General features: G+C 65.2%; 22 protein-coding genes. 11 read left to right on the top strand and 11 right to left on the bottom strand.

Translation table 11 applies throughout. The features are described from left to right. Window positions 1-147: 147 nt before the first annotated feature. On the top strand, window positions 148-1,098 hold the full coding sequence (gene nudC / locus U1E69_RS17740; protein WP_322245752.1) for an NAD(+) diphosphatase: 951 nt from the start codon (window positions 148-150) through the stop codon (window positions 1,096-1,098). A 74-nt stretch (window positions 1,099-1,172) separates the two neighbouring features. Beyond that, the gene (locus U1E69_RS17745) at window positions 1,173-1,649 is read left to right on the top strand and encodes an SRPBCC family protein (RefSeq protein WP_322245753.1); all 477 of its coding nucleotides are present in this window, start codon (window positions 1,173-1,175) and stop codon (window positions 1,647-1,649) included. Between the two features lie 27 nt (window positions 1,650-1,676). Here the strand turns inward: U1E69_RS17745 and U1E69_RS17750 are convergent, their stop codons facing one another. Then, window positions 1,677-2,522, bottom strand: coding sequence for a prephenate dehydratase (locus U1E69_RS17750; RefSeq protein ID WP_322245754.1), 846 nt, complete (start codon window positions 2,520-2,522; stop codon window positions 1,677-1,679). Window positions 2,523-2,644: 122 nt separating this feature from the next. On the opposite strand from U1E69_RS17750, the gene U1E69_RS17755 reads away from it, so the two are divergent. From U1E69_RS17755 to U1E69_RS17780, 6 genes are all read left to right on the top strand, one after another. Beyond that, window positions 2,645-3,175 (top strand): cytochrome c family protein, encoded by a 531-nt coding sequence (locus U1E69_RS17755; protein ID WP_322245755.1) that lies wholly within the window; start codon window positions 2,645-2,647, stop codon window positions 3,173-3,175. Window positions 3,176-3,329: 154 nt separating this feature from the next. Next, complete coding sequence (locus U1E69_RS17760; RefSeq protein WP_322245756.1) at window positions 3,330-5,246, top strand: extracellular solute-binding protein; 1,917 nt, start codon at window positions 3,330-3,332, stop codon at window positions 5,244-5,246. A gap of 18 nt (window positions 5,247-5,264) precedes the next feature. Next, window positions 5,265-6,407 (top strand): microcin C ABC transporter permease YejB, encoded by a 1,143-nt coding sequence (locus U1E69_RS17765; protein ID WP_322245757.1) that lies wholly within the window; start codon window positions 5,265-5,267, stop codon window positions 6,405-6,407. After that, window positions 6,407-7,516 carry an ABC transporter permease gene (locus U1E69_RS17770; RefSeq protein WP_322245758.1) on the top strand — a complete coding sequence of 370 codons (1,110 nt, stop codon included), beginning with the start codon at window positions 6,407-6,409 and terminating at the stop codon, window positions 7,514-7,516. Before U1E69_RS17765 ends, U1E69_RS17770 begins: the two co-directional genes overlap by 1 nt. Further along, window positions 7,513-9,207: an ABC transporter ATP-binding protein gene (locus U1E69_RS17775; RefSeq protein ID WP_322245759.1), complete on the top strand. Its 1,695-nt coding sequence runs from the start codon at window positions 7,513-7,515 to the stop codon at window positions 9,205-9,207. The genes U1E69_RS17770 and U1E69_RS17775 overlap by 4 nt, the downstream gene beginning before the upstream one ends. Beyond that, window positions 9,204-10,427 carry a glycosyltransferase gene (locus U1E69_RS17780; protein ID WP_322245760.1) on the top strand — a complete coding sequence of 408 codons (1,224 nt, stop codon included), beginning with the start codon at window positions 9,204-9,206 and terminating at the stop codon, window positions 10,425-10,427. The genes U1E69_RS17775 and U1E69_RS17780 overlap by 4 nt, the downstream gene beginning before the upstream one ends. 76 nt (window positions 10,428-10,503) lie before the next feature. Here U1E69_RS17780 and hemN read toward each other — a convergent pair whose 3' ends face one another. Continuing rightward, window positions 10,504-11,859, bottom strand: coding sequence for an oxygen-independent coproporphyrinogen III oxidase (gene hemN, locus U1E69_RS17785; protein ID WP_322245761.1), 1,356 nt, complete (start codon window positions 11,857-11,859; stop codon window positions 10,504-10,506). 63 nt (window positions 11,860-11,922) lie between these two features. Here hemN and fnrL point away from each other — a divergent pair, with 63 nt between their 5' ends. Together fnrL and U1E69_RS17795 are read left to right on the top strand one after the other, a co-directional pair. Continuing rightward, the gene (gene fnrL / locus U1E69_RS17790) at window positions 11,923-12,660 is read left to right on the top strand and encodes a transcriptional regulator FnrL (protein WP_322245762.1); all 738 of its coding nucleotides are present in this window, start codon (window positions 11,923-11,925) and stop codon (window positions 12,658-12,660) included. After that, window positions 12,661-13,593 (top strand): PhzF family phenazine biosynthesis protein, encoded by a 933-nt coding sequence (locus tag U1E69_RS17795; protein WP_322245763.1) that lies wholly within the window; start codon window positions 12,661-12,663, stop codon window positions 13,591-13,593. A gap of 105 nt (window positions 13,594-13,698) precedes the next feature. Here U1E69_RS17795 and U1E69_RS17800 read toward each other — a convergent pair whose 3' ends face one another. The 8 genes from U1E69_RS17800 to hspQ form a co-directional block, all read right to left on the bottom strand. After that, window positions 13,699-15,321: an FMN-binding glutamate synthase family protein gene (locus U1E69_RS17800; RefSeq protein WP_322245764.1), complete on the bottom strand. Its 1,623-nt coding sequence runs from the start codon at window positions 15,319-15,321 to the stop codon at window positions 13,699-13,701. Window positions 15,322-15,384: 63 nt separating this feature from the next. Beyond that, window positions 15,385-16,053 carry an RluA family pseudouridine synthase gene (locus U1E69_RS17805; RefSeq protein ID WP_322245765.1) on the bottom strand — a complete coding sequence of 223 codons (669 nt, stop codon included), beginning with the start codon at window positions 16,051-16,053 and terminating at the stop codon, window positions 15,385-15,387. Further along, complete coding sequence (locus U1E69_RS17810) at window positions 16,046-16,936, bottom strand: homocysteine S-methyltransferase family protein (protein ID WP_322245766.1); 891 nt, start codon at window positions 16,934-16,936, stop codon at window positions 16,046-16,048. Before U1E69_RS17810 ends, U1E69_RS17805 begins: the two co-directional genes overlap by 8 nt. 108 nt (window positions 16,937-17,044) lie before the next feature. Beyond that, window positions 17,045-17,521 carry a GAF domain-containing protein gene (locus U1E69_RS17815; protein ID WP_322245767.1) on the bottom strand — a complete coding sequence of 159 codons (477 nt, stop codon included), beginning with the start codon at window positions 17,519-17,521 and terminating at the stop codon, window positions 17,045-17,047. Further along, window positions 17,511-19,085, bottom strand: coding sequence for a gamma-glutamyltransferase family protein (locus U1E69_RS17820; RefSeq protein ID WP_322245768.1), 1,575 nt, complete (start codon window positions 19,083-19,085; stop codon window positions 17,511-17,513). The genes U1E69_RS17815 and U1E69_RS17820 overlap by 11 nt, the downstream gene beginning before the upstream one ends. A 211-nt stretch (window positions 19,086-19,296) precedes the next feature. Then, on the bottom strand, window positions 19,297-19,749 hold the full coding sequence (locus U1E69_RS17825) for an ATP-binding protein (protein WP_322245769.1): 453 nt from the start codon (window positions 19,747-19,749) through the stop codon (window positions 19,297-19,299). Next, window positions 19,733-20,074, bottom strand: a complete 342-nt coding sequence (locus tag U1E69_RS17830; RefSeq protein WP_322245770.1) for an STAS domain-containing protein — start codon at window positions 20,072-20,074, stop codon at window positions 19,733-19,735. The genes U1E69_RS17825 and U1E69_RS17830 overlap by 17 nt, the downstream gene beginning before the upstream one ends. Before the next feature lie 70 nt (window positions 20,075-20,144). Continuing rightward, window positions 20,145-20,471: a heat shock protein HspQ gene (gene hspQ, locus U1E69_RS17835; protein ID WP_137109145.1), complete on the bottom strand. Its 327-nt coding sequence runs from the start codon at window positions 20,469-20,471 to the stop codon at window positions 20,145-20,147. Between the two features lie 232 nt (window positions 20,472-20,703). On the opposite strand from hspQ, the gene U1E69_RS17840 reads away from it, so the two are divergent. After that, window positions 20,704-21,285 carry a lytic transglycosylase gene (locus tag U1E69_RS17840; RefSeq protein WP_322245771.1) on the top strand — a complete coding sequence of 194 codons (582 nt, stop codon included), beginning with the start codon at window positions 20,704-20,706 and terminating at the stop codon, window positions 21,283-21,285. Window positions 21,286-21,324: 39 nt separating this feature from the next. Here the strand turns inward: U1E69_RS17840 and U1E69_RS17845 are convergent, their stop codons facing one another. After that, a complete protein-coding gene (locus U1E69_RS17845; RefSeq protein ID WP_322245772.1) occupies window positions 21,325-23,394 on the bottom strand; it encodes a PAS domain S-box protein in 2,070 nt (689 codons plus the stop codon). Window positions 23,395-23,462: the final 68 nt, after the last annotated feature.

Raw genomic sequence — 23,462 nt, forward strand, 5'->3', positions numbered from 1 at the left:
GTATCGTTCCGGTTGTGTCAATGTTATGGCAAATTGTCGTTATTCCCGCGCAGGTTGTTAACGCCGCAGTGGATGGGAATTGATCTTTTCTGCTTTGCGGTTGAGGGTCGCGTCGGCGGAACCTTTAGCAACGAAAGCCCCTTCGCAATGCAGATCGCAGAAACCGTGACCTTCGGCGGATCGGGCCTTGATCGACACGCCAGCCTGCGGCGCGATGCCGCAGGGCTGGCCGACGCCTTGTCGCGGGGGGCCGTCCTGCCTTTGTGGCGCGGCAAGCCCCTGATGCGCGGCGCGCGGCCCGGCTGGGTTCCGGCCGGGCATCCGGTGCTTGCGCTGGCCGGGCCTCCGGTCTTTCTTGGGCTGGACGATGGCACGCCGCGCTTTGCGGCCGACCTGTCCGACTGGTCGCCCGAGGCCGGGGCCGATGCGCCCGAAGCCGGGTTCTTCGACGCCACGGTGCAGCGGCACCCGGCCCTGACCGACGGCGAGGGCTTTGTCGAATTGCGCGGGGTCATGACCGACTTGACCGCGCGCGAGGCGGAACTGGTGGCGACGGCCAAGGCGGTTCTGCAATGGCACCGCAGCCACGGCTTCTGCTCGGCCTGTGGGGCCCGGTCCGACCTTGCTGTGGGCGGCTGGCAGCGGTCCTGCCCGGCCTGTGGCACGCAGCATTTCCCGCGCACCGACCCCGTGGTCATCATGCTGGTCACCCACGGAAATTCTGTCCTTCTGGGCCGTAGTCCCGGCTGGCCCGAAGGCATGTTCTCGCTGCTTGCCGGTTTCGTCGAACCCGGCGAGACGATCGAGGCTGCCGTCCGCCGCGAGGTGGCCGAGGAAACCGGCGTGCGCTGCGGTGCGGTCTCGTACCTGGCCAGCCAGCCCTGGCCCTTCCCGGCCTCGCTGATGATCGGTGCGCGGACCGAGGCATTGGGCCGCGACATCCAGGTCGACCCCGAAGAGCTGGAGCAGGCGCTTTGGGTCACGCGGGAAGAGCTGGTTCAGTCCTTTGCCGGGCTTCATCCGGTGATCCGCCCGGCGCGGCATGGATCGATTGCGAATTTCATTTTGCGCAACTGGCTTGCGGACCGGCTTGATTGAAACAATGTAGCTGGTAAGCCGGAACGGGAACCCGTTGCTGTCCGAAGTGCCTGTCCAAAGTATTCGGAGTGAAGATGAAACTGACTGCGAAGACCGATCTTGAGGTTCCGGCGGCCTTCGTCTTTGCGACGCTGGTCGATCACCCCTCGTGGGAGCGTGACGCCGTGCGCAACGGGGCCGAGGTCGAGCGTCCTCCCGGCACTCCGGCCACCGGGCTTGGTGCGGCCTGGCGGGTTCGCGGGCAGTTCCGCGGCAAGGTCCGCAAGGTACAGCTGACCATCACCGAACTGGTCGAGAACCAGCGCGTCGTGCTGACGATGGATGGACCCACGATCGAAGGGTCTGCCCGGTTCGAGGTGATGGTCCTGTCCCCGCGCCGCAGCCGCCTGCGGGTCGATGTCGAATTCAAGCCGAAGACACTTTCGGCGCGCCTGTTCATCAACACCATGCGGTTGGCCAAGGGCCGGGTCCAGGCCAAGTTCGAGGCTCGTCTGGGCCAGATCGGCGGGCGGATCAAGGACCGCTACGAACGCAGCCAGGTGCAGGCTTAGCCAGGTGCAGGCTTAAGCGGCTGAGGCTCAGGTCGGCGCCTGACCCCTCTCGCGGTCGGCGGGGTAGACCCCCAGTATCCGCACTTCCGAGGTGAAGTAGCGCAGCTCTTCCAGCGCCAGGGCGACATTCGGGTCCTCGGGGTGGCCCTCGATGTCGGCGTAGAATTCCGTTGCCGTGAAGGTGCCGCCGACCATGTAGCTTTCCAGCTTGGTCATGTTCACCCCGTTGGTCGCAAAGCCCCCCATCGCCTTGTAAAGCGCGGCCGGAATGTTGCGGACCCGGAAGGTGAAGGTGGTGATCATCTTCCCCTGGCCGCGGCGCGAATGGTCGGGGGTGCGCGACATGACCAGGAACCGGGTGGTGTTGTTGGCGTGGTCCTCGATATGCCGGGCCAGCACGTCCAGCCCGTAGATTTCGGCCGCAAGCTCGCTGGCCAGCGCCGCCCTGGACTTGTCCTTGCCCTCGGCCACTTCCCGCGCCGCGCGGGCGTTGTCGCTGCTGACCTTGCCGCGGATGCCATGCGCCTTCAGGAACCCCGCGCATTGCGGCAGGATCACCACATGGCCGTGGGCTTCCTTCACGTCGGCCAGCGTCGCCCCCGGCACGCCCAGAAGGTTGACATGCACCCGGACGAAAGCCTCGTCCACGATATGCAGCCCGGCGCGGGGCAGCAGCGAGTGGACATCGGCAACGCGGCCATAGGTCGAATTCTCGACCGCGAGCATCCCCAGGTCGACCTCGCCGCGCGCCACCTTGTCCACCACTTCCTCGAACGTGGTGCTGGGCACGGGCTGGAAATCCGGGCGCGATTGCTGGCAGGCCTGGTGCGAATAGGCCCCGAGTTCGCCCTGAAACGCGATGCGACCGGCCATGTGACGTCATCCCCTGTCGAAAACCTGCCCCACGGGGCGTTTCGTCGCGCGTCTACACCTTGAAACCGGCCTGTGGAAGCGGATACATACCGCGCAACTTTAGACTGCGGGATAGGTGGACCATGTTCGACACGATGACGATGACCAAGGCCGTGGGCGCAGTCTGCGGCTCGCTTCTGGTCCTGATGCTGGCGAGCTGGGCCTCCGACTCGCTTTACACTGTGGGCGGCGGTCACGGCGAACATGCCGAGGGTGAACTTGCCCAGGCCTACACCATCGACACCGGCGAAGAGGCTGCCCCGGCCGAGGGTGAGGGTGAAACCATCGACGTGGCGGCTCTGCTGGCGGCTGGCGACGCGGCGGCGGGTGAGGCGGTGTTCAAGAAATGCGGCTCGTGCCACAAGCTGGACGGCAATGATGGCGTTGGTCCGCACCTGAACGGCGTCGTCGGTCGCAACCATGCGGCCGCTGCAGGCTATGCCTATTCCGAAGCGAACCTGGCACTGGCGGCCGAACCCTGGACGCCCGAGGCCCTGTTTGCCTTCCTGGAAAACCCCAAGAAGTACATGCCCGGCACGAAGATGGCCTTTGCGGGCCTGCCAAAGCCGGAAGACCGCGCCAACGTCATTGCTTACCTGGCCGCGAATCCCTGATTTTCGGACGCTGCCGAAACACGCAAAGCCGCCCCACCCGGGCGGCTTTTTCTTTGCGCTCACGCAAACGCGCAGGCAATCGCGGGTTGTTGCCTCGACAAAGCGCGAAATAGCATAAATGAATAAGCCGGGCGGCAAGCAGGGAGGCGGACGGATGCGGACAGGCAAGCGGGTGACAACACAGGCGAAAGTGGTACGGGCCAACGTCGGCCCCGTGGTCGCGACCGGGGCGCTGATCGTGGCGCTGGGCGCGTTGGCCCTGCCTGCACGGGCGGAAACCGTGATCAAGTCGCACGGGATTTCCACCTTCGGCGACCTCGCCTTGCCCGCCGACTTCACCCATCTTCCCTACGTCAACCCGAACGCCCCGAAGGGCGGCGAGATGAGCCAGTGGGCACCTGGCAGCTTTGACAGCTTCAATCCCTATGCCATTGCAGGGAATTCGGCCGCGCTGGCCTCGATCTTCTACGAGTCCATCCTGCAGGCCACCGCCGACGACATCAGCGCCGCCTACTGCCTTTTGTGCGAAACGATGGAATATCCCGAGGACCGGTCCTGGGTGATCTTCAACCTGCGTCAGGACGTCAAGTTCTCGGACGGCTCGCCAATGACGGCCGAGGACGTGCTGTTCAGCTACGAGCTGTTCCGCGACAAGGGCATCCCGGAATACCGCAGCGTCGCCAACGCCAAGTTCCAGTCGGTCGAAGTTCTGGACCCCTACCGCATCAAGTTTACCTTCACCCCCGGCACGCCCTTCCGCGACATGCCGGGGCAGGCGGGCAGCCTGACGATCTTTTCCAAGAAGGACTACGAAGACAACAAGCGCGATCTGGAGAAATCCAGCCTGGAGCCCTTCCTGGGAACCGGGCCCTACGTCCTGGAAAGCTTCAAGCCCGGCCAGCAGGTGATCTACGCGCGCGACATGGACTATTGGGGCGAGAAGCATCCGCTGAACGTCGGCCAGAACAACTTTGACCGCATCCGCATCGAATACTTCGCCGACGACAATGCCGCGTTCGAGGCGTTCAAGGGCGGGGTCTACACCTTCCGCAACGAAAGCCTGCCCAAGCGCTGGGCGCTGGAATACGAATTCCCCGCTGTCCAGTCGGGTGGCGTGGTCAAGGAAGTGCTGCCCTCGGGCAACATCGCGGGCGGCCAGTCGATCATCTTCAACCTCCGCCGCGCGCAGTTCCAGGACCCCCGTGTGCGTGAGGCGCTGGGCGTGATGTTCAACTTCGAATGGTCGAACAAGTCGCTGTTCTATGACCTGTTCGCCCGGGTGAACTCGATCTGGGAAAATTCGGACATGGCCGCCGTGGGCACGCCCACGCCCGAGGAAGCGGCGATCCTTCAGCCCCTGGTGGACGAAGGCCTGCTTCCCGCCACCATCCTGACCGACGAAGTGCCGGTGGGCTCGGTGTCTTCTGCCGACACTGCCCTTGACCGCAGGAACCTCCGTCGTGCGTCGCAACTGCTGGACGAGGCGGGCTGGGTCGCCGGTGACGACGGCATCCGTCGCAACGACAAGGGCGAGACCTTGAGGATGGAGATGGTCCATTCCCGCACCGACCTTTTGCCGGTGATGAACGCCTATGTCGAAAACCTGCGCGCGCTGGGCGTGGACGCCAGCTTTGACATCATCGACGACCCGCAACTGCAGGAACGCGCCAGTCCACCGAACTTCGATTTCGACGCGCTGCCGACCACCGTCGTCAATGGCGGTTTGGAACCGGGGGGCGTCTTGAAGCAGGCCTGGGCTTCGGTCGCCAAGGACAACTCCAGCCGCAACCGGATGGGCTATGCCAATCCGGCGGTGGACAAGCTGCTGGACCAGGTCGAAGCCGCGGCCAGCCGCCAGGACCTGACCAACGTCGTCAAGGCGCTGGACCGGGTGCTGCGGTCGGAATTCGTGATGGTCCCGCGTTACTACAAGAAGGACAACTGGGTCGCCTACTACAACATGTACGAACGGCCCGAGACTTTGCCGCCTTATGCGGTAGGCGAACTTGCGTTCTGGTGGTACAACCCCGAAAAGGCCGAGGCGCTGAAGGCCAGTGGCGCGTTGAAGTAACAGGGACGGTCGGGGACTTTGGGCGCCTACATCCTTCGCCGCTTGCTGCTGGTGATCCCGACTTTGTTCGGGGTCATGCTGATCAACTTCGCGCTGACGCAATTCGTCCCCGGCGGTCCGATCGAGCAGGTCCTGGCCCGGCTGGAGGGCGAGGGCGATTCCATCCAGAACATCTCGGGCACCGAAGGCGGCGGGGTGCAAGAGGAAGACTCCGGCTATCAGGGCGCCCGCGGGTTGCCCCCGGAATTCCTGGCCAAGCTGGAAGTGCAGTTCGGCTTCGCCCGCATCGTCTGCGATGAAGGCTTCACCGGCGAGCCGGCCGTCACGGCGCCGGAGTGCCGGAAAGAGGCGATCCCCGCGACGGAACGGTTCTTCATGATGATGGGGAACTATCTGACCTTCGACTTTGGCGAAAGCTACTTCCGGTCGATCTCGGTCGTGGACCTGATCCTGGAAAAGATGCCGGTGTCGATCACCTTGGGCCTCTGGTCCACCCTGATCGCCTACCTGATCTCCATTCCCCTCGGCATCCGCAAGGCCGTCCGCGACGGCTCGCGCTTCGACACCTGGACCTCCGGCATCATCATCGCCGCCTATGCCATCCCCGGCTTCCTTTTCGCCATCCTGTTGATGGTGATGTTCGCCGGCGGCAGCTATTTCCAGTGGTTCCCCCTGCGCGGCCTGACCAGCGACAACTGGGAAGAACTGAGCCTCTGGGGCAAGATCGTCGACTACCTCTGGCACATCACCCTGCCGGTGACGGCGCAGTTGATCTCGTCCTTCGCGGTGCTGACCCTGCTGACGAAGAACAGCTTCCTGGACGAGATCAAGAAGCAGTACGTCCTGACCGCCCGCGCCAAGGGTCTGTCCGAGGCGCGGGTGCTTTACGGCCATGTCTTCCGCAACGCCATGCTGATCGTCATCGCGGGCTTCCCAGCGCTGTTCCTGGGGGTGTTCTTCGGGTCCAGCCTGATCATCGAGGTGATCTTCTCGCTGGATGGCCTTGGGCAGTTGGGCTTCAAATCCGCTGTCGAACGCGACTATCCGGTGATCTTCGGCACGCTTTTCGCCTTCGGGCTGATCGGCCTGGTCGTCGGCATCCTGTCCGACCTGATGTACGTCCTCGTCGACCCCCGCATCGACTTTGACAGGCGCGACTGATGGCCCTTTCGCCCCTGAACCAGCGCCGCTGGCGCAACTTCAAGTCCAACCGCCGCGCCTACTGGTCGCTGTGGATCTTCCTGATCCTCTACGGCCTGTCGCTGTTTGCCGAGCTGATCGCCAACGACCGCCCGATCCTGGTGCAATACCAGGGCAGCTACTACACCCCGGTCATCAAATTCTACCCCGAGGTGGCCTTCGGCGGCGACCTGCGCACCGAAGCCAACTACACCACGCCCGAGGTGCAGTGCCTGATCGTCACCGGCGGGTCGCTGGATTGCTGGGATGACCCGCAGGGCATCAAGGCCGAGGCTGAAACCAAAGGCACCGCCCTGGGTGAACCCGTGCAGCAAGGCTGGATGCTTTGGCCGCCGATCCCCTACAAGTACAACACCATCGTCGACACCGGTGGCGTGGCCCCCGGCCCGCCCTCGGCGCAGAACTGGCTGGGCACCGACGACACCAGCCGCGACGTCCTCGCCCGGGTTATCTACGGCTTCCGCCTCTCCGTCACCTTCGCGCTGATCGTTGTGGCCCTCACCTCGGTCATCGGCATCGCCGCCGGGGCCGTGCAGGGCTATTTCGGCGGCCTCACAGACCTGCTGTTCCAGCGCTTCATCGAGCTTTGGTCCTCGGTCCCGACCCTTTACGTGATCATCATCATCACCGCGATCTGGGCCAAGAGTTTCTGGTTACTCGTCGGCCTCATGGTCCTTTTCGGCTGGACCGGCCTTGTCGGCGTCGTCAGGGCCGAGTTCCTGCGCGCCCGCAATTTCGAGTATGTCCGCGCCGCCAAGGCCTTGGGCGTCTCGGACCCGCAGATCATGTTTCGCCACGTGTTGCCCAACGCGATGGTCGCCACGCTGACCATGCTGCCCTTCGCCATCACCGGCACCATCGCGGGCCTGGCCACGCTGGACTACCTGGGCTTCGGCCTGCCCTCGGACCTGCCGTCATTGGGCCAGCTGACCCGGCAAGCCCAGCAGAACCTGCAGGCGCCGTTCCTGGCTTTCACCGCCTTCTTCACCTTCGCCATCATGCTGTCGCTTCTGGTCTTCATCTTCGAAGGCGTCCGCGATGCCTTCGACCCCCGAAAGACGTTTAGATGAGTGTGCTGGAGGTCAAGGACCTTACCGTCAGCTTTCGCCAGGACGGCCGCATCATTCAGGCTGTGAAGCGGGTATCCTTCACCGTTGCCAAGGGTGAAACCGTCGCGCTGGTCGGTGAAAGCGGGTCCGGCAAGTCCGTCACCGCGCTGTCGACTGTGGGGCTTCTCAGCGACAGTGCCGAGGTCTCGGGTTCGATCACCTATCGCGGGTCGCAGATGGTGCGGGCGACCGAGGCCAACCTGCGCAAGATCCGCGGCAACGACATCAGCTTCATCTTCCAAGAGCCGATGACCAGCCTGAACCCGCTTCACACCATTGAAAAGCAGCTGGCCGAAAGCCTGGCCCTGCACCAGGGCCTGAGCGGAGCCGCAGCCCGCGCGCGGATCATCGAGCTTCTGGGCAAGGTCGGCATCCGTGACGTCGAAAGCCGCCTTGGCGCCTACCCGCACCAGCTTTCGGGCGGCCAACGCCAGCGCGTGATGATCGCGATGGCACTGGCCAACGGGCCGGAGCTTCTGGTCGCGGATGAGCCGACCACGGCGCTGGACGTCACCATCCAGGCGCAGATTCTGGATCTTCTGGCCGACCTGAAGCAGGCCGAGGGCCTCAGCCTTCTGTTTATCACCCACGATCTTGGCATCGTCCGCCGCATCGCCGACCGCGTCTGCGTGATGCAGGGCGGCGAGATTGTCGAACAGGGCCCGACCGCCGACATCTTCGCCAACCCGCAGCACCCCTATACGCAAAAGCTTCTGGCTGCCGAACAGAAGGGCGGTCCCGAACCCGTCCCGACCGGGTCGCAGGAGATCGTGCGGACGGAAAACCTGCGCGTCTGGTTCCCGATCCACAAGGGTTTGCTGCGCCGCACCGTGGGCCATGTGAAGGCCGTCAACGATGCCAACTTGTCCGTTCGCGCCGGGGAAACCCTGGGCATCGTCGGCGAAAGCGGGTCCGGCAAGACCACGCTCGCGCTGGCGATCCTGCGGCTGATCGGCTCGCAGGGGAAGGTCGTGTTCCTGGGCCGCGACATCAGCCGGCTGGACGAAACCTGGGACGGTGCGCCGTCCCGCCGCAGCGCCGAGGCGGGGCCGAAAGGCTGGGACGCGCTGATCGACGCCGCCCGCTCTGACTTTGCGAACACCAGGGGCCGCAAGGCGATGCGGGTGATCCGCCGCAACATGCAGGTGGTGTTCCAGGACCCCTACGGCAGCCTCTCGCCCCGGATGACGGTGGAACAGATCATCGCCGAGGGCCTTGGCGTCCACGGTGTCGAACCCGGTCGCAACCGGACCGAGATGGTGGCCGACATCATGCGCGAGGTCGGCCTGGACCCAGCGATGATGGCCCGGTACCCGCACGAATTCTCCGGCGGCCAGCGCCAGCGCATCGCCATCGCCCGCGCGATGATCCTGCGGCCGCTGCTGGTCGTGCTGGACGAACCGACCAGCGCACTGGACATGACGGTGCAGGTCCAGATCGTCCAGTTGTTGCGTGAGTTGCAGCGGAAATGGGGCCTCGCCTACATCTTCATCAGCCACGACCTGCGGGTGATCCGCGCGATGGCGCACAAGGTCATGGTGATGCAAGCCGGTGACGTTGTGGAATCCGGCGATTGCGAGGCCGTGTTTACCGAACCGAAATCCGATTATACGAAGGCTCTGATGGCGGCAGCCTTCGGACCCGGAATGTGAAGCTTCTCTTCGTCCACCAGAATTTTCCCGGCCAGTTCCTGCACCTCGCGCCCGAGATGCAGCGCCTTGGTCACGACGTGCGGGCCCTGACCGACGCCACAAACCTGAAAACCTCGCCCGTCCCGATCCTGCGCTACACCCACAAGCCGCAAGAGGTGGACGCCAGGGCCACCCGCCTGGGACGCAACTTCACGGTGATGAGCGACCGGGGCGTTTCCGTCGCCCGCCACGCCCGCAGGATGCGGGCCGAAGGCTATGTGCCGGACGTGATCTACGGCCATTCCGGCTGGGGCGAGACGCTGTTTCTGAAAGAGGTCTGGCCCGAGGCCAAGCTGCTGGTCTTCGCCGAATTCTACTATCGCGGCATCGGCGCGGACACTGGCTTTGATCCCGAGTTTCAGGCCCAGGGCTTTGATCAGGTGATGATCTCGCAATCCCGCGCCGCCTATCTGGCGCAGGCGCTGGTCCATGCCGATGCGGGCGTCTCGCCCACCGAATGGCAGGCCAGCACGCATCCCCCCGTTCTGCGCCGACAGCTTGAGGTGATCTTCGACGGCGTCGACTGCGACCGCCTGGCCCCCAACCCGCAGGCGCGGTTTACCCTGCCCGATGGTCGGGTGCTGGCCCGGGGGGACGAGGTCCTGACCTTTGTCAACCGCAACCTCGAACCCTATCGCGGCTGTCACATCTTCCTGCGCGCGCTGCCCGAAGTGCTGGCTGCCCGGCCCAATGCGCAGGTGGTGATCGTGGGCGAGACGGGCGTCAGCTACGGCACTGCGCCCAAGGGCGGCGGCACCTGGAAGGACCTGATCCTGGCCGAGGTGAAGGACCGCATCGACCTGAACCGCGTGCATTTCACCGGCAAGCTGCCCTATGACCGGCTGGTCGATCTGATCCATGTCTCTCGCGTTCACGCCTATCTGACCTATCCCTTCGTCCTGTCCTGGTCGATGGTCGAGACGATGGCGGCGGGGACACTGGTCATCGGCTCGAACACCGCGCCGGTGGCCGAGGTGATCCAGGACGGGGTCAACGGCAAGCTGGTCGATTTCTTCGATGTCGCGGGCTGGTCTGCCGCGCTGAGCGACGCTCTGGCCCGGCCCGAAGCCTATGATCCGATGCGCAAGGCAGCCCGCCAGATGGTGCGCGACAGTTACGACCTGCGCTCGGTCTGCTTGCCGAAACAGGTCGAGCTTCTGACGCGTCTGTCCCGCACCTGACTGCCGATGTCTTCAAAGAAATCGGACCGGAGCCTTCAAAGGATCCGAACCGGAATCTTCCAGAATTCCGGCGCCCTCAGACCGCCGAGGAGTGCTTGGCCTTCTCGCTGTCATAGGCATCGAAGGCCCGTGCGATCATCCGGGTCAAGGGCCGCGCACGGTCGGGGATGCGGAAGCCCTCGTCGCTGACCTGCACCATGTCGCCGAACTCTCTGGCCGCGCGCTGGAACAGGGCTTCGACTGCGGCGGGCGTCACGTCATAGTCGCGCAGAAGCTCGTCGCGCGAGACGAAGAAGTCGCACATCAGCGCCTCGATGATCCGGGCCCGCAGGGTGTCCTCGCCGGTGAAGACATGCCCCCGGTGGGTCGAAAACTGCCCCGCGCGGATCGCCTTGGTATGCGCCGCCGTGGCCGAGGCATTCTGGGCGAAGCCTTGCGGAAAGCGGCTGATCGACGAGGCGCCCAGCCCGATCAGCGTCGGCGCGGTGTCGTCGGTATAGCCCTGGAAATTCCGCCGAAGGGTCCCGGCCTTCAAGGCCTTTGCCATCCCGTCCTCGGGCTTGGCGAAGTGGTCGATCCCGACTTCGACATAGCCATCCCACAGGAACAGCTGCCGCGCCGTTTCGAACAGCGACAGGCGTTCTTCGGGGGTCGGCATCTCGTCCGAGGGGATCATCTGCTGCCGGCGGCTCATCCACGGGACATGGGCATAGCCGTACAAGGCCACCCGGTCGGGCGACAATGTCAGCAACTTCTGCACCGAATCGGAAATCCGCGGACCGGTCTGGAACGGCAATCCGTACAGGATGTCGGCGTTCAGACTGGCCACCCCGCGCGCCCGGATGCGTTCGGCCACATCGCGGGTGAGCTGATAGCTTTGTTCGCGCCCGATCGCTTTCTGGATCACGGGGTCGAAGTCCTGCACCCCGATCGAGGCCCGGTTCATCCCCGACGCCGCAAGCGCATCCAGCCGCGCATCGTCAATCTCGTTCGGGTCAATCTCGACCGAGAATTCCCCATCCTCGGCCAGGGGCACCACGTCGAAGATCGTGTCCGCCAGACCCCGCATCAGGTCGGGGGACAAAAGCGTCGGCGTCCCTCCGCCCCAGTGCAGCCGCGACAGCCGCACACCGCGCGGCAAATGCGTGCGCAACAGCGCAATCTCGGCCTTCAGCGTCTCGACATAGGCGATGACCGGCTCGTCTGAGGTCGTGCCTTGCGTCCGGCAGGCGCAGAACCAGCACAACCGTCGGCAGAAAGGCACGTGTATATAGAGCGAGACTGCGCTATCCTGCGGTATCGTCTCGATCCATCGGGCGAAATCCGACGGTCCAATGTCCGACCCGAAGTGTGGGGCCGTCGGATACGACGTGTAACGCGGTACGCGTGCGTCGAATAGCCCAAGCCGGGCGAGTTGCGGGTCATGTGTCATGCGGTTAAGATAGAAAGAGTGTCAAGGTCGCTCCTTGACTCAGATCAAGGGACTGGAAAACCGATGCACGATCACTCGGTTCACGTTCAGTGCGGCGATTGTCCGATCCGGCATCGGGCGGTCTGCGCGCGCTGCGAAACGGACGAGCTTTCGCAGCTGGAGCAGATCAAGTATTATCGCAGCTTCCAGGCGGGCCAGACGGTCATCTGGTCCGGTGACCGGATGGAATTCGTCGGTTCGGTGGTCAGTGGCATCGCCTCGCTGACCCAGACGATGGAGGACGGCCGCCGCCAGATGGTGGGTCTGCTGCTGCCGTCGGATTTTGTCGGTCGCCCGGGCCGGTCCACCGCCGCCTTCGACGTGACCGCGACCACCGACCTGGTGATGTGCTGCTTCCGCAAGAAGCCCTTCGAAGAGATGATGTCCACCACGCCGCACATCGCCCAGCGTCTGCTGGAAATGACGCTGGACGAGCTGGACGCCGCGCGGGAATGGATGCTGCTTCTGGGGCGCAAGACGGCGCGCGAGAAGATCGCATCGCTGATCTCGATCATCGCCCGTCGTGATGCGGCGCTGCAGGCGCGCAAGAGGTCCGGCCCGCTTTCGGTCGATCTGCCGCTGACGCGGGAGGAAATGGCCGACTATCTGGGCCTGACGCTGGAGACGGTAAGCCGTCAGATTTCCGCGTTGAAGAAGGACGGGGTGATCACGCTGGAGGGCAACCGCCACGTCTCGATCCCCGATCTGGACCGCCTGCTGGAAGAGGCGGGCGATGACAGCGATGGCGGGATGCTGGTCTAGGTGCTGACCTTCCACACCTGCGATGTCTTTACCGACCGGGCCTTTGCGGGCAACCCGCTGGCCATCGTTCTGGACGCCGACGACCTGACGCCGGGCCAGATGCAGACGCTTGCGCGCGAGTTCAACCTGTCCGAGACGATCTTTGTCCAGCGCCCGGTGAACCCGGCCCACACCGCCCGCGTCCGCATCTTCTTTCCCACGGCCGAGATTCCTTTCGCCGGTCATCCGACCATCGGCTGCGCGATCCATCTGGCCACGGCGGCCGCGGGGCCCGGGGACTTCGAGACCCGGGTCCTGCTGGAGGAAGAGGCCGGCCTCGTGCCCGTCCGCGTCTGGCGGCAGGGGGCCGAGACGCGGGCCGAGTTCGTCGCCCCCGTGATCCCGCATGCCGTGACCGATGCGCCCGACCTTGCGGCGGCGCTGGACCCCGCCCGACTGGCTGCAAGCCTTGGGCTGCCGGTCGGCGAGATCGGCTTTGCCAGCCATCACCCCGGTCTTTGGCAGGGCGGGCCGCGGTTTCTTTACGCCCCGGTCGCGTCCCTGGCTGCCTTGGCGAGGGCCCGCCCGATCCAGCCGATCTGGTCCGAACAGATGCAGGCCGGCGGGGTGGACAGCATCTATCTTTACACGCCGGGGCCGGACTGCGATTACCGCGCGCGGATGTTCTCGCCCACTGCGGGCATCCCCGAGGACCCGGCGACCGGCTCGGCCAGCGCGATCCTGGCCGCGCAACTTCTGGCGTCGGGGGCATTGGCCGAGGGCGAGACGCGCTTTGCTTTGCGGCAGGGCGTGGAGATGGGGCGGCCCAGCGACATCGGGCTGACGGTTGTCCTGCGTGGCGGGGTCATCGGCCCGGTCCGGGTTGCGGGCAGTGCCGTTCCCGTCGCGTCTGGCCGGATTCGCGTGCCGGGCAAGCTGGAGCATGCCACCTGATTGAAGGCTTCTGCGGCGCAGGGCCGGGAAGGTGGGCGAATCGCCCACCCTACGCCTGCGCAAGGGTCTTGCGGACCAGGCCCGTATCCGAGGTGGACAGCGGCCTTATCCGGCGCGCGCGAAGGTGTCGGCCGAGGACCAGGCCCAAGCCTCGGCGAACCGCGGCGACGAGGACGGGTCGGCCGTCAGCTGACCGGGGGCCAGCTGTTCGTATTGCTCGGCCAGCGAGATCACCTTGTCGGAAGAGGCCCGCCGCAGAAAGTGGTGCGGCTTGAGCGCGGACGGGTGTGAGACGCCTGCCGCCGCCACCAGCTCGGCCAGGGCATGCAGCGTGTTGCGGTGGAAGCTGGCCACCCGTTCCGCCTTGTCCGGCACCACGATCGCCCGCTGCCGCAGCGGGTCCTGCGTCGCGACGCCCGTCGGGCAGGCCCCCGTGTGGCAGGACTGCGCCTGGATGCAGCCCACGGCGAACATGAACCCGCGGGCCGCGTTGCACCAGTCGGCCCCCAGCGCCATGACGCGGGCGATGTCGAAGGCCGAGGTGATCTTGCCGCTGGCCCCGATCTTCACCCGGTCCCGCATGCCGATCCCGACCAGCGCGTTGTGGACGAAGCTGAGGCCGTCGCGGAGCGGCATGCCGACATGGTCCATGAACTCCAGCGGGGCGGCACCCGTTCCGCCTTCCTTGCCGTCGACCACAATGAAGTCAGGCGTGATCCCGGTTGCCAGCATCGCCTTGCAGATCGCCATGAACTCCCACGGGTGGCCGATGCAGAGCTTGAACCCGGCAGGCTTGCCGCCCGACAGATCCCGCATCTGAGACACGAATTCCAGCAGGCCGATGGGCGTCGAGAACACCGCATGGCTGGCGGGCGAGACGCAATCCTGCCCCATCGGCACGCCGCGGATGCGCGAGATCTCCTCGGTCACCTTCGCGGCAGGCAGCACCCCGCCGTGGCCGGGCTTGGCGCCTTGTGACAGCTTCAGCTCGACCATCCGGATCTGCGGGTCCGCCGCGGTCTCGGCGAACTTTCCGGGATCAAAGCCGCCGTCCGCCGTCCGTGCCCCGAAGTAGCCCGAGCCAAGTTCCCACACCAGATCGCCGCCATGCTCTCGGTGGTAGGGCGAGACCCCGCCTTCGCCCGTGTCATGGTAGAACCCGCCCGCCTTCGCCCCCTTGTTCAGCGCCCGGATCGCATTGGCCGAGAGCGAGCCATAGCTCATCGCGGAGATGTTCAGCAGGCTGGCGGAATAGGGCTGGGCGCAGCTTGCCCCGACAATCGTGCGCAGCTTGTCATGCGTCAGGGCGGGTTTCGGGGCGATGGAATGGTGCAGCCATTCGTAGTGCTGCTGGTAGACGTCGTATTGGGTGCCGAAGGGTCGCTTGTCGAGATCGCGCTTGGCGCGCTGGTAGACGATGGCGCGCTTGTCCCGTGGGAAGGGCGCGCCGTCCTTGTCGCCTTCGAAGAAGTACTGCCGCATCTCGGGGCGGATCGCCTCCAGCAAAAAGCGCAGGTGGGCGGCGACGGGGTAGTTGCGCAGGACCGCGTGACGGGTCTGGCGCAGGTCACGCAGGCCAAGCAGAACCGACGCCAGGCAAAGCGTCCCGAAGGGGAGCAGCCACCAGTCCTGCGTCGGGAAGGCCAGCATCAAGAGGGCGGCCACGACCACCAGGATCGCAGGCCAGGTGATCATGGCATAGCGCAGCGTGAAGATCGTCGTCAGCATTCCGGCCCCCGGGTTCGGTCGGACCAGAGTTAACCCTCAAGCTTGACACTTGCTTAACACCGTTCAGAACGGTGCGGGGGCCGCAAAACTGACCCATTCGCCGGTGGTGGGATGGTGAAGGCCCAGCGTCTCGGCATGCAGCATCAGGCGGGTGTGGTCGGCCAGCGTCTCGGGCGCGTAGATCTGGTCGCCCAGGATCGGATGCCCCAGCGCGAGCATGTGGACGCGCAACTGGTGGCTGCGCCCGGTATGCGGTGTCAGGCGCACCCGGGTTTCCTGGTCGCTGCGGTCCAGCACCTGCCAGTCGGTGACGGCGGGGCGGCCCTTCACCGGGTCCACCTTCTGGCGCGGCCGGTAGTCCCAGTCGCTTCCCACGGGCAGATCGACAGTGCCACTGTCGGGCTCCAGACGGCCCTTCAGCCGGGCGATGTAGGTCTTCTGCGCGCGGCGCTTTTCGAACTCTTGCCCCAGAAAGCCCTGGGCCTGTTTGGTGCGGGCGAAGATGATGACGCCACTGGTGTCGCAATCCAGCCGGTGGACCGTCAGCGCATTCCAGCGCGCTGCCTGCAGGCGGGAGATCAGGCAGTCCTGCCGGTTCTCCAGTTTGCCCGGCACGGTCAACAGGCCTGCGGGTTTGTCCAGCACCAGGATCGCCGCGTCCTCGTGCAGGATCTGCAACGGACTGTCCGGCGGGTCGTAGGCGAAATCCCGGATGAGCGAGGGCTTATGCAACCGTATGGCCTTCCGCCGTCAGGCGGGCGTGCAGGTGGCGGATATGCGCGGGGCCAACCTCGCAGCAGCCGCCGATCAGCGTGGCCCCTTGTGCCACCCAGCCAAGCGCGAAATCGGCGTAGCGCTCGGGCGACAGGTCGTGGCGGGCGCAATAGTCGGGGGCGCTGGTGCCGTGCGTGTGCGGCGTGATCTCGGAAAATCCGTTGGCATAAGCCCCGAAGGGCAGGCCAAGGGGCTTCAGTGCCGCGAGGGCGGCCGACATCGCCTCGGGCATCGAGCAGTTGGCCAGGACGGCGTCGGCGGGCGTCTCGCTCAGGACCTCGGCCAAGGCCGCGACAGGCTCACCCGACCGCAGCTTCGTGCCGTCGCGGTCCTGGACCGAGACCGAGAGCCAGACCGGGCGGTCGGTCGTGCGCGCGCCCCGCAGCGCACCGCGGGCGAGGTCCAGCGACGAGATCGTCTCGATCAGGATCACGTCGACATGGGCGGCAAGGATGCGGGCCTTTTCCGCATAAAGCGCAGTGGAAACCGCGACTGGCGGAGTCAGGTCGGGGCGGTAGCTTTCGCCCAGAGGTCCCATCGACCCGGCGATCAGCCCGCGACCGGCCGTGGCCCGGGCCTCATGCGCTTCGGCCAGGGCGCGCAGGTGCAGCGCGTGGTAAAGCGCGTCCAGCCCGTGCGGCTGCAGGCGGTCGTGCAGGATGTTGTAGGTGTTGGTCGTGGCAAGGCTGGCGCCCGCGGCAAAGTAATCCTCGTGGATGGCACGGACCAGGCCGGGGTGGTCAAGCATCACCCGCGTTGCCCAGAGCGGCCCCGGGTCCGAGCCGGCGCGGGCGATCAGTTCCTGGCCCATGCCGCCGTCGAGAAGGGTGATCTCGGTCATTTCGTGTCCTGTCGTTGCGCCTGTGGCCAGCCCCGGAGGGTTTTCACACCCTCCGACCCTCCGGTGGGATATTTGCACAAAGATGAAAGCGCAACTCGGTCTGGAGGGTCAGGTCGCGTCGTGGAAGACCTCGGCAAGAAGGGGGACGAGCCAATCTTCGTCGGCCTTGGTGAAAGCGGCAGGGGTGTCGCTGTCAAGGTCAAGGACGCCAAGAAGCCGGCCCTCGCCGTTCCAGACCGGAAGCACCAGTTCGGATTTCGTCGAGGACGAGCAGGCGATGTGGCCGGGGAAGGCCTCGACGTCGGGCACGTTCTGGATCTGGCCGGTGCGGGCCGCGGCCCCGCAGACCCCGCGCGAAAACGGGATCACCAGGCAGCCGTGGCCGCCCTGGTAGGGGCCGATCTTCAGCAATTCCGGCGCGGTGACGCGGTAGAAGCCGGTCCAGTCGCAGAAGGGGTGCGCGTGGTGGATCTCGCACACCACGGTGGCCATCAGCGCGACGCTGTCCGTCTCGCCGTGGGTCAGGGCGCGGATCGCCTGGGTGATCGCCGTGCGGTCAAGCGTCTGGGCGGGGTCAGTAGCCAAGGGCGCAGCCGTCCTTTCTGGGGTCCGAGGCTCCGACCAAGAGGTCTCCGTCGATGCGGATCGCCTGGGCCCCACCCAAAGGAGTGTCCGGAATGACAACCTTGTGGCCCATCGCGGCCAGGTCGCTGCGGACCTGGTCGGAATAGCCACGCTCGACCTCCATCCCCTCGGGGCCCGAGAAGCAGCGCGGGGCGTCGATCGCGGTCTGCGGATCAAGCGCAAAGTCGGTAAGGTTCGACACAAAGCGCGCGTGGCCGCAAGGCTGGTAAGCCCCGCCCATCACGCCAAAGGGCATCAGCACCTTGCCGTTCTGCCGGATCATGCCCGGGATGATCGTGTGCATCGGCCGCTTGCCCGGCCCGGCCTCGTTCGGGTGGCCTTCCTGCAAGGTGAAGCCCGCGCCGCGGTTCTGGAAGTTGATCCCGAACTTCGACGAAGCAAGGCCCGAACCAAAGCCCCAGAAGATCGAATAGATCAGCGACACCGCCATCCGGTCGCGGTCCACGACGGTGATGTAGATCGTGTCGCGGTGCACCGCCTCGGTCAGAGGGGCGGCGGCGGACATCGCACGCTTGGGGTCGATCAGCGCAGCAAGTTTCGCCGCCGTGTCGGGCGACAGCATGTGCGCCAGCCGGGTGGTATGGTCGGGATCGGCGATGAAACGGTTGCGGGCGTCATAGGCCAGCTTCGTCGCCTCGGCCTCGACATGGGCGCGCTGGGTGCCGAACGGGTCCATCGACGACAGGTCGAAGTGCTTGAGGATGTTCAGAAGCAGGATCGCCGTCGCCCCCTGGCCGTTCGGCGGGTGCTCGACCAGCTCGACCCCCTGGTAGGGACCCGAGACCGGCGTGGTGTAGTCGCAGGCGGTGGCGGCCAGGTCGTCATGGGTGTGGGTGCCGCCCAGGCCCTGCAGCGAGGCGATCATGTCCTCGGCGACCTCGCCCTCATAGAACCCGGCGCGGCCTTCGCGCGCGATGCGGCGCAGGACTTCGGCCTGACCGGGGGCACGGAAGACCTGGCCGATGGTGGGGGCCTGGCCGTTCAGCGTGTAGAAGTCGCGCGCGGCACCCTTCAGGCAGGGCAGATCGTCCGCCCAGTCAAAGGCGACACGGGGGGCGACGGGGATGCCTTCCTCGGCATAGTGGATCGCGGGGGCAAGAACCTCGGCCAGCGACTTCATGCCATAGTCGGCGTTCAGACGGCAGAAGGCGTCGATGGCGCCGGGCAGGGTGACCGATTCGATGGCCTGGATCGGCATCGCGGTCAGGCCCTTGGCGCGAAGGTCGGCGGCGTTCAGCCCCCGGGGCGCGCGGCCCGAGCCGTTCAGCGCGACGATCTCTTCGGACCCGGCCGGTTTCAGAAGGACAAAGCAATCACCCCCGATGCCGGTCATCTGCGGTTCTGCAATTCCAAGCACCAGGGCCCCGGCAAGGGCCGCGTCGGCAGCATTGCCGCCCGATTTCAGCACCTCGATGGCGACCTGGGCCGCGATGGGGTGCGACGTGGCGCAGATGCCGTTGCGGGCATAGACGGCCGAGCGGCCGGGCAAGTGAAGGTCGCGCATCATTTCCCCCGAGTCTGATGCAACGAAGCTAGGCCGCAGCCGGGACGATGCCAAGGGCAGAAAGGACCCCTGACATCCGGGAGAGGGTGGGACTGAGGAACCGGATGCCAGGGGGCAGCGTGTCGCCGCAACACCGGTTTCGCCCGCCGCTTCAGCCAAGGTGGGACGACTTGATGGCAGGCTGGTGACGAATTGCTAGAATGCGACCTGTCTAGGCGTCCAGCGGCAGAAGAAAGCTTACCCGGTTGCTGCCGCCGGTCCTGACATAGGCCAGGTCGCGGGTCAGGCTGCGGATCATGTGCCAGCCGAAGCCACCTTCCGGCAAGGTCTCAAGCGGGGTTCCCAGGTCAGGCGGATTTCCTTCGGGCAAGGTGCCGCCCGGCATCACCAAACCCTGGTCCACCACCAGGCAATGGATGCCGGCGGCCACCGGGACCAGCGTGACCGCCACCGGCCCCGGCCGGCCATCATAGGCGTGTTCCGTCACGTTGTTCAGCACCTCGGCCAGCACAAGCTCGACCGTGCCGCGGGCATCGGGCGAAAGACTGCGCAGCGCGGGCGCGGCAAGCATCTGCGCCAGGCTGTTTCGCACGGCAAGCGGGCTGGCCAGGAAGACCAGGTGCAGCCCGCCCGCCGTTCCTGCCTGATCAGGCGCTGGCAGCATGCGAGATGGCAACTTCGACCGAAGGATGGATGGTGAAGATGCTGTCCATCCGGGTCAGGCGGAAGACCTTCTCGACCGTGGGGGTCAGGCCGGCAAGTTCCAGCACCCGGTCGGGGCCCAGAAGCTTCTTCACCGCCACGATGGCGCCAAGCCCTGACGAATCCAGGAACTGGACGCGGGCAAGGTCCAGGACCACGCGGTTTGGTGCGGTTTTGGTCAGGTCGCGCATCTTTTCCTTGAACTGGATCGCCGTCGCGGCGTCGATCCTGTCGTCGATCACCGAAACCGACATCACCTTGGGACGAGTCTGAGTCTGCAGTTGCATGGAGCACCCCTTCGCTTGCGTTTCTCGCAGGTTAGGGGCAAAGGGTGAACAAGTGGTAAGCGGCTGCCGATCAGTTCAGCTGGAATGTCACCGGATAGCGCCCATCCTCAAAGTCGCCGAAAAGGTCGCCAAGGTCGGGGTGATCCACCGGCTCGCCGGTTTCATCCGGGACCAGGTTCTGCTCGGACACATAGGCCACATAGTAGCTTTGCCCATTTTCGGCGAGCAGGTGATAGAACGGCTGGTCCTTGGAGGGGCGGCTGTCTTCGGGAATGTTGTCGTACCATTCCTCGGTATTGGAAAACATCGCATCGACGTCGAACACGACACCCCGGAACGGATGCTTCCGATGACGGAGCACCTGCCCGATATGGTACTTGGCGTGCGTCGTCTGCATCTGACAATCTCCCGGATTTTCTTTACGCTCTTGCAACGAAACTGTCCACTTTGACGCGCCACTGTGAGGGAAACAGTCTGTGGGCCAGACCCCTACAGTCAGGCAACCCGCGGGCAGGTGCCTTCTCGGCGGGCACCTCGCGGGTTTCTGATCTGCGGGTCCGGCAATGCCCATTTCATCCCCGCGCCGAATAAGCTAAACTTGCTGCAAAAGAAAAGTGCACGAGGGGCAAATGAGCAGGTTTCTCCGTGCGTCGCTGGTGGTCCTTTGTCTTGCGTCCTGCGGGGGCGGGGGCAACTACTCGGCGCCGAGGCAGTTGGACGATGCATGCGCGATCCTGCGCGAGCGGCCGCAATATCTGCGGGCGATGGAGCAGACTGAACGCCGCTGGGGTATCCCGGTGCATGTCCAGATGGCCACGATCTACCAGGAATCGAAATTCATCGGCAACGCGCGCACTCCGCATACCTTTGCGCTGGGCGTGATCCCGATGGGCCGGCAAAGCACCGCCTATGGCTATAGCCAGGCGCTGAACGGCACCTGGGAGGAATACCAGGCCAGTGTCGGCGGGCGGCGGGCCAAGCGCGACGACATCGGTGACGCCACGGATTTCATGGGCTGGTACATGGACGAATCCGCCCGGTCGCTGGGGATTTCGAAGGACGACGCCCAGGCGCAGTATCTGGCCTATCACGAAGGCCGCACCGGCTATGCCAATCAAAGCTACCTTGGAAAACCCTGGTTGGTCGAGGTTGCTGCCGCCGTGGGGGCCAGATCAGCGACCTATCGCGAGCAATTGCAGTCCTGCCGGTAACGCTCCCGGCAAATGTCCGCGTCCAGATGATCCGTCCGCTCAACTGGCCTGACGCAGTTCCAGACTGGCGTGGGTTTCGGGCCGCAGCCTGAAATCCGCAATGCAGCCCACCAGATCATCGGCCGCGCGGGTCATTTCCGCAGTGGCGGCCGCCGTCTCTTCGAACATGGCGGCATTGCGCTGGGTGGCCTGGTCCAGGTCGGTCACCGTCTTTGAAAGGTCTTTCAGTCGTCCGGTCTGATCCGTGGTCGCCTGGGTGATTTCGACCATGCGCTCGTGAATTTCGGTGATGGCGCTGCGAATTTCGCCGATGGCTTCGCCCGCACGGTTCACCAGCGTTTCGCCCGTCTTCACCTCGGTCACGGACTGTCCGATCAGCATTGCGATCTCTTTCGCCGCGGTTGACGATTTGAGGGCAAGCGCCCGCACTTCCGACGCGACAACGGCAAATCCGCGACCGGCGTCCCCGGCACGAGCGGCCTCGACACCGGCATTCAGCGCCAGGAGGTTGGTCTGGAAGGCGATCTCGTCGATCACCCCGATGATGCGCGAAATCTGGTCCGAGCCATCCGCGATCCGGGACATGGCCTGCACCGCATCCATAACGACAACGCTGCTTGCCTCGGCGCTGTGGCGGGCGCTGGATGCAAGGCGGCTCGCCTCGGCAGTCTGCTCACTGGTCTGGGTGGTTGACCGTGACATCTGCGACAGGGCCCCCGACGCCTGGGCCAGCGAGTTGGCCTGCTTTTCCGTCCTGCTGGACAGGTCGATTGCCGACTTGCTGAGGCTGGAACATTCGTGCTGCACCGAGCGCGCGTTCTGGCTGACGTTGTGCAGGGTGTCGGCCAGACGATCGAACGTCGCGTTCAGGTTGGTCCGCACGGTTTCAAGTTCGCCCACGAGCGGCGTGTCGATCCGGTAGCCGAGATCCCCGCTGGCAAGCCGGTCCAGTGCAAGGGCGATGGTCTCGGTACCCAGCTTTCGCGCGGTGACGTCCGTTGCATATTTCACGACTTTCTCAACCCGACCCTCGGCGTCGAACACCGGGTTGTAGCTGGCCAGGATCCAGACATCGGTCCCCGCCTTGCTGCGACGCTGGAACTCTGAACTGATCAGCTTGCCCGCGCGCAGGCTGGCCCACAACGCATGGTAGGCCGGCAGGTCCGCCTCACCCGGCGGCATGAAAAGGGAGTGGTGCTGTCCGACGATCTCCTCCAGCCGGTAGCCGACAACGGCAAGGAAATTCTGGTTTGCCGTCAGGATGCGTCCGGTCGGATCAAACTCGATCACCGCCTGAGCCCGGTCGATGGCGGCGATCCTGCCCGCCGTTTCCAGTGCCGCACGCTTGGTCTGGCTGATGTCAGTGGCAAACTTGATGACCTTGGCAACCTTGCCATCGGCCCCAAGGATCGCATTGTAGGTCGCCTGCAGCCAGACACGCCCCCCCGATTTGCTGCGCCGACAGTATTCGCCGGTGTGAAAGCCGCCCGCGCGCAGACTTTCCCAGAAGGCGCGGTAATCGGGGTCATCGGCTGTCGTGTCGATCAGGAACATCGAATGGTGCTTGCCGCGCAGATCTGCCAGGCTATAGCCCATCGCCGCCAGAAAGCTTTGGTTCGCAGTCAGGATGGTGCCGTTCGTGTCGAATTCAATGACCGCCTGCGACCGCTCGATTGCAGTCCGAATCCCCTCGGCCTCCAGCGTTTCGTCGGTGCGCCTGGTCACGTCGGTCGCGTATTTCACGAAGCCGTCGATCGTGCCGTCCGGTCCCATCAGCGCCGTGTAACTTGCCGCAAGCCAAAGGGGACTGCCGGTCTTGGACCGCCGCTCGACCGTCTGCGACAGGGAGTGGCCGGCCCGAAGTCTGTCCCAGAAGTGCTGGTATTCCGGGCGGTCGGCGCTGCCCGGCGGCATGAAGATGCGGTGATGCGCGCCAATAATCTCATCCCGCGTGTAGCCGGTCGTGGCCAGGAACAGATCGTTCGCGTCGCGGATCGTGCCATCCAGGTTGAACCAGATAATCGCATGGGTCCGCGTCAGGGCAGCAGCCAGTGCGTCGGCCCCGGACAGGCAGGCCGCAGGGTGCGATTTGCGGAGGAACGACAGCATTGCGGGACTCCTTGGACCCGCAAAGCCTAGGAGCCGCACCTCAACAATCGCTTAACGTCTAAAATGAT

Source organism: Tabrizicola sp., assembly GCF_034366665.1.
In the GTDB taxonomy this organism is placed as follows: Bacteria; Pseudomonadota; Alphaproteobacteria; order Rhodobacterales; family Rhodobacteraceae; genus Tabrizicola.

Excerpts from the sequence above, each read along its gene's own strand:
- U1E69_RS17770 (WP_322245758.1), top strand. The coding sequence starts at position 6,407 with ATGGCCCTTTCGCCCCTGAACCAGCGCCGCTGGCGCAACTTCAAGTCC.
- U1E69_RS17755 (WP_322245755.1), top strand. The coding sequence starts at position 2,645 with ATGTTCGACACGATGACGATGACCAAGGCCGTGGGCGCAGTCTGCGGC.
- U1E69_RS17825 (WP_322245769.1), bottom strand. The coding sequence starts at position 19,749 with ATGCTGCCAGCGCCTGATCAGGCAGGAACGGCGGGCGGGCTGCACCTG.
- U1E69_RS17830 (WP_322245770.1), bottom strand. The coding sequence starts at position 20,074 with ATGCAACTGCAGACTCAGACTCGTCCCAAGGTGATGTCGGTTTCGGTG.
- fnrL (WP_322245762.1), top strand. The coding sequence starts at position 11,923 with ATGCACGATCACTCGGTTCACGTTCAGTGCGGCGATTGTCCGATCCGG.
- nudC (WP_322245752.1), top strand. The coding sequence starts at position 148 with ATGCAGATCGCAGAAACCGTGACCTTCGGCGGATCGGGCCTTGATCGA.
- hemN (WP_322245761.1), bottom strand. The coding sequence starts at position 11,859 with ATGACACATGACCCGCAACTCGCCCGGCTTGGGCTATTCGACGCACGC.
- U1E69_RS17840 (WP_322245771.1), top strand. The coding sequence starts at position 20,704 with ATGAGCAGGTTTCTCCGTGCGTCGCTGGTGGTCCTTTGTCTTGCGTCC.
- U1E69_RS17745 (WP_322245753.1), top strand. The coding sequence starts at position 1,173 with ATGAAACTGACTGCGAAGACCGATCTTGAGGTTCCGGCGGCCTTCGTC.
- U1E69_RS17750 (WP_322245754.1), bottom strand. The coding sequence starts at position 2,522 with ATGGCCGGTCGCATCGCGTTTCAGGGCGAACTCGGGGCCTATTCGCAC.
- U1E69_RS17760 (WP_322245756.1), top strand. The coding sequence starts at position 3,330 with ATGCGGACAGGCAAGCGGGTGACAACACAGGCGAAAGTGGTACGGGCC.
- U1E69_RS17845 (WP_322245772.1), bottom strand. The coding sequence starts at position 23,394 with ATGCTGTCGTTCCTCCGCAAATCGCACCCTGCGGCCTGCCTGTCCGGG.
- U1E69_RS17800 (WP_322245764.1), bottom strand. The coding sequence starts at position 15,321 with ATGCTGACGACGATCTTCACGCTGCGCTATGCCATGATCACCTGGCCT.
- U1E69_RS17820 (WP_322245768.1), bottom strand. The coding sequence starts at position 19,085 with ATGCGCGACCTTCACTTGCCCGGCCGCTCGGCCGTCTATGCCCGCAAC.
- U1E69_RS17810 (WP_322245766.1), bottom strand. The coding sequence starts at position 16,936 with ATGACCGAGATCACCCTTCTCGACGGCGGCATGGGCCAGGAACTGATC.
- U1E69_RS17775 (WP_322245759.1), top strand. The coding sequence starts at position 7,513 with ATGAGTGTGCTGGAGGTCAAGGACCTTACCGTCAGCTTTCGCCAGGAC.
- hspQ (WP_137109145.1), bottom strand. The coding sequence starts at position 20,471 with ATGCAGACGACGCACGCCAAGTACCATATCGGGCAGGTGCTCCGTCAT.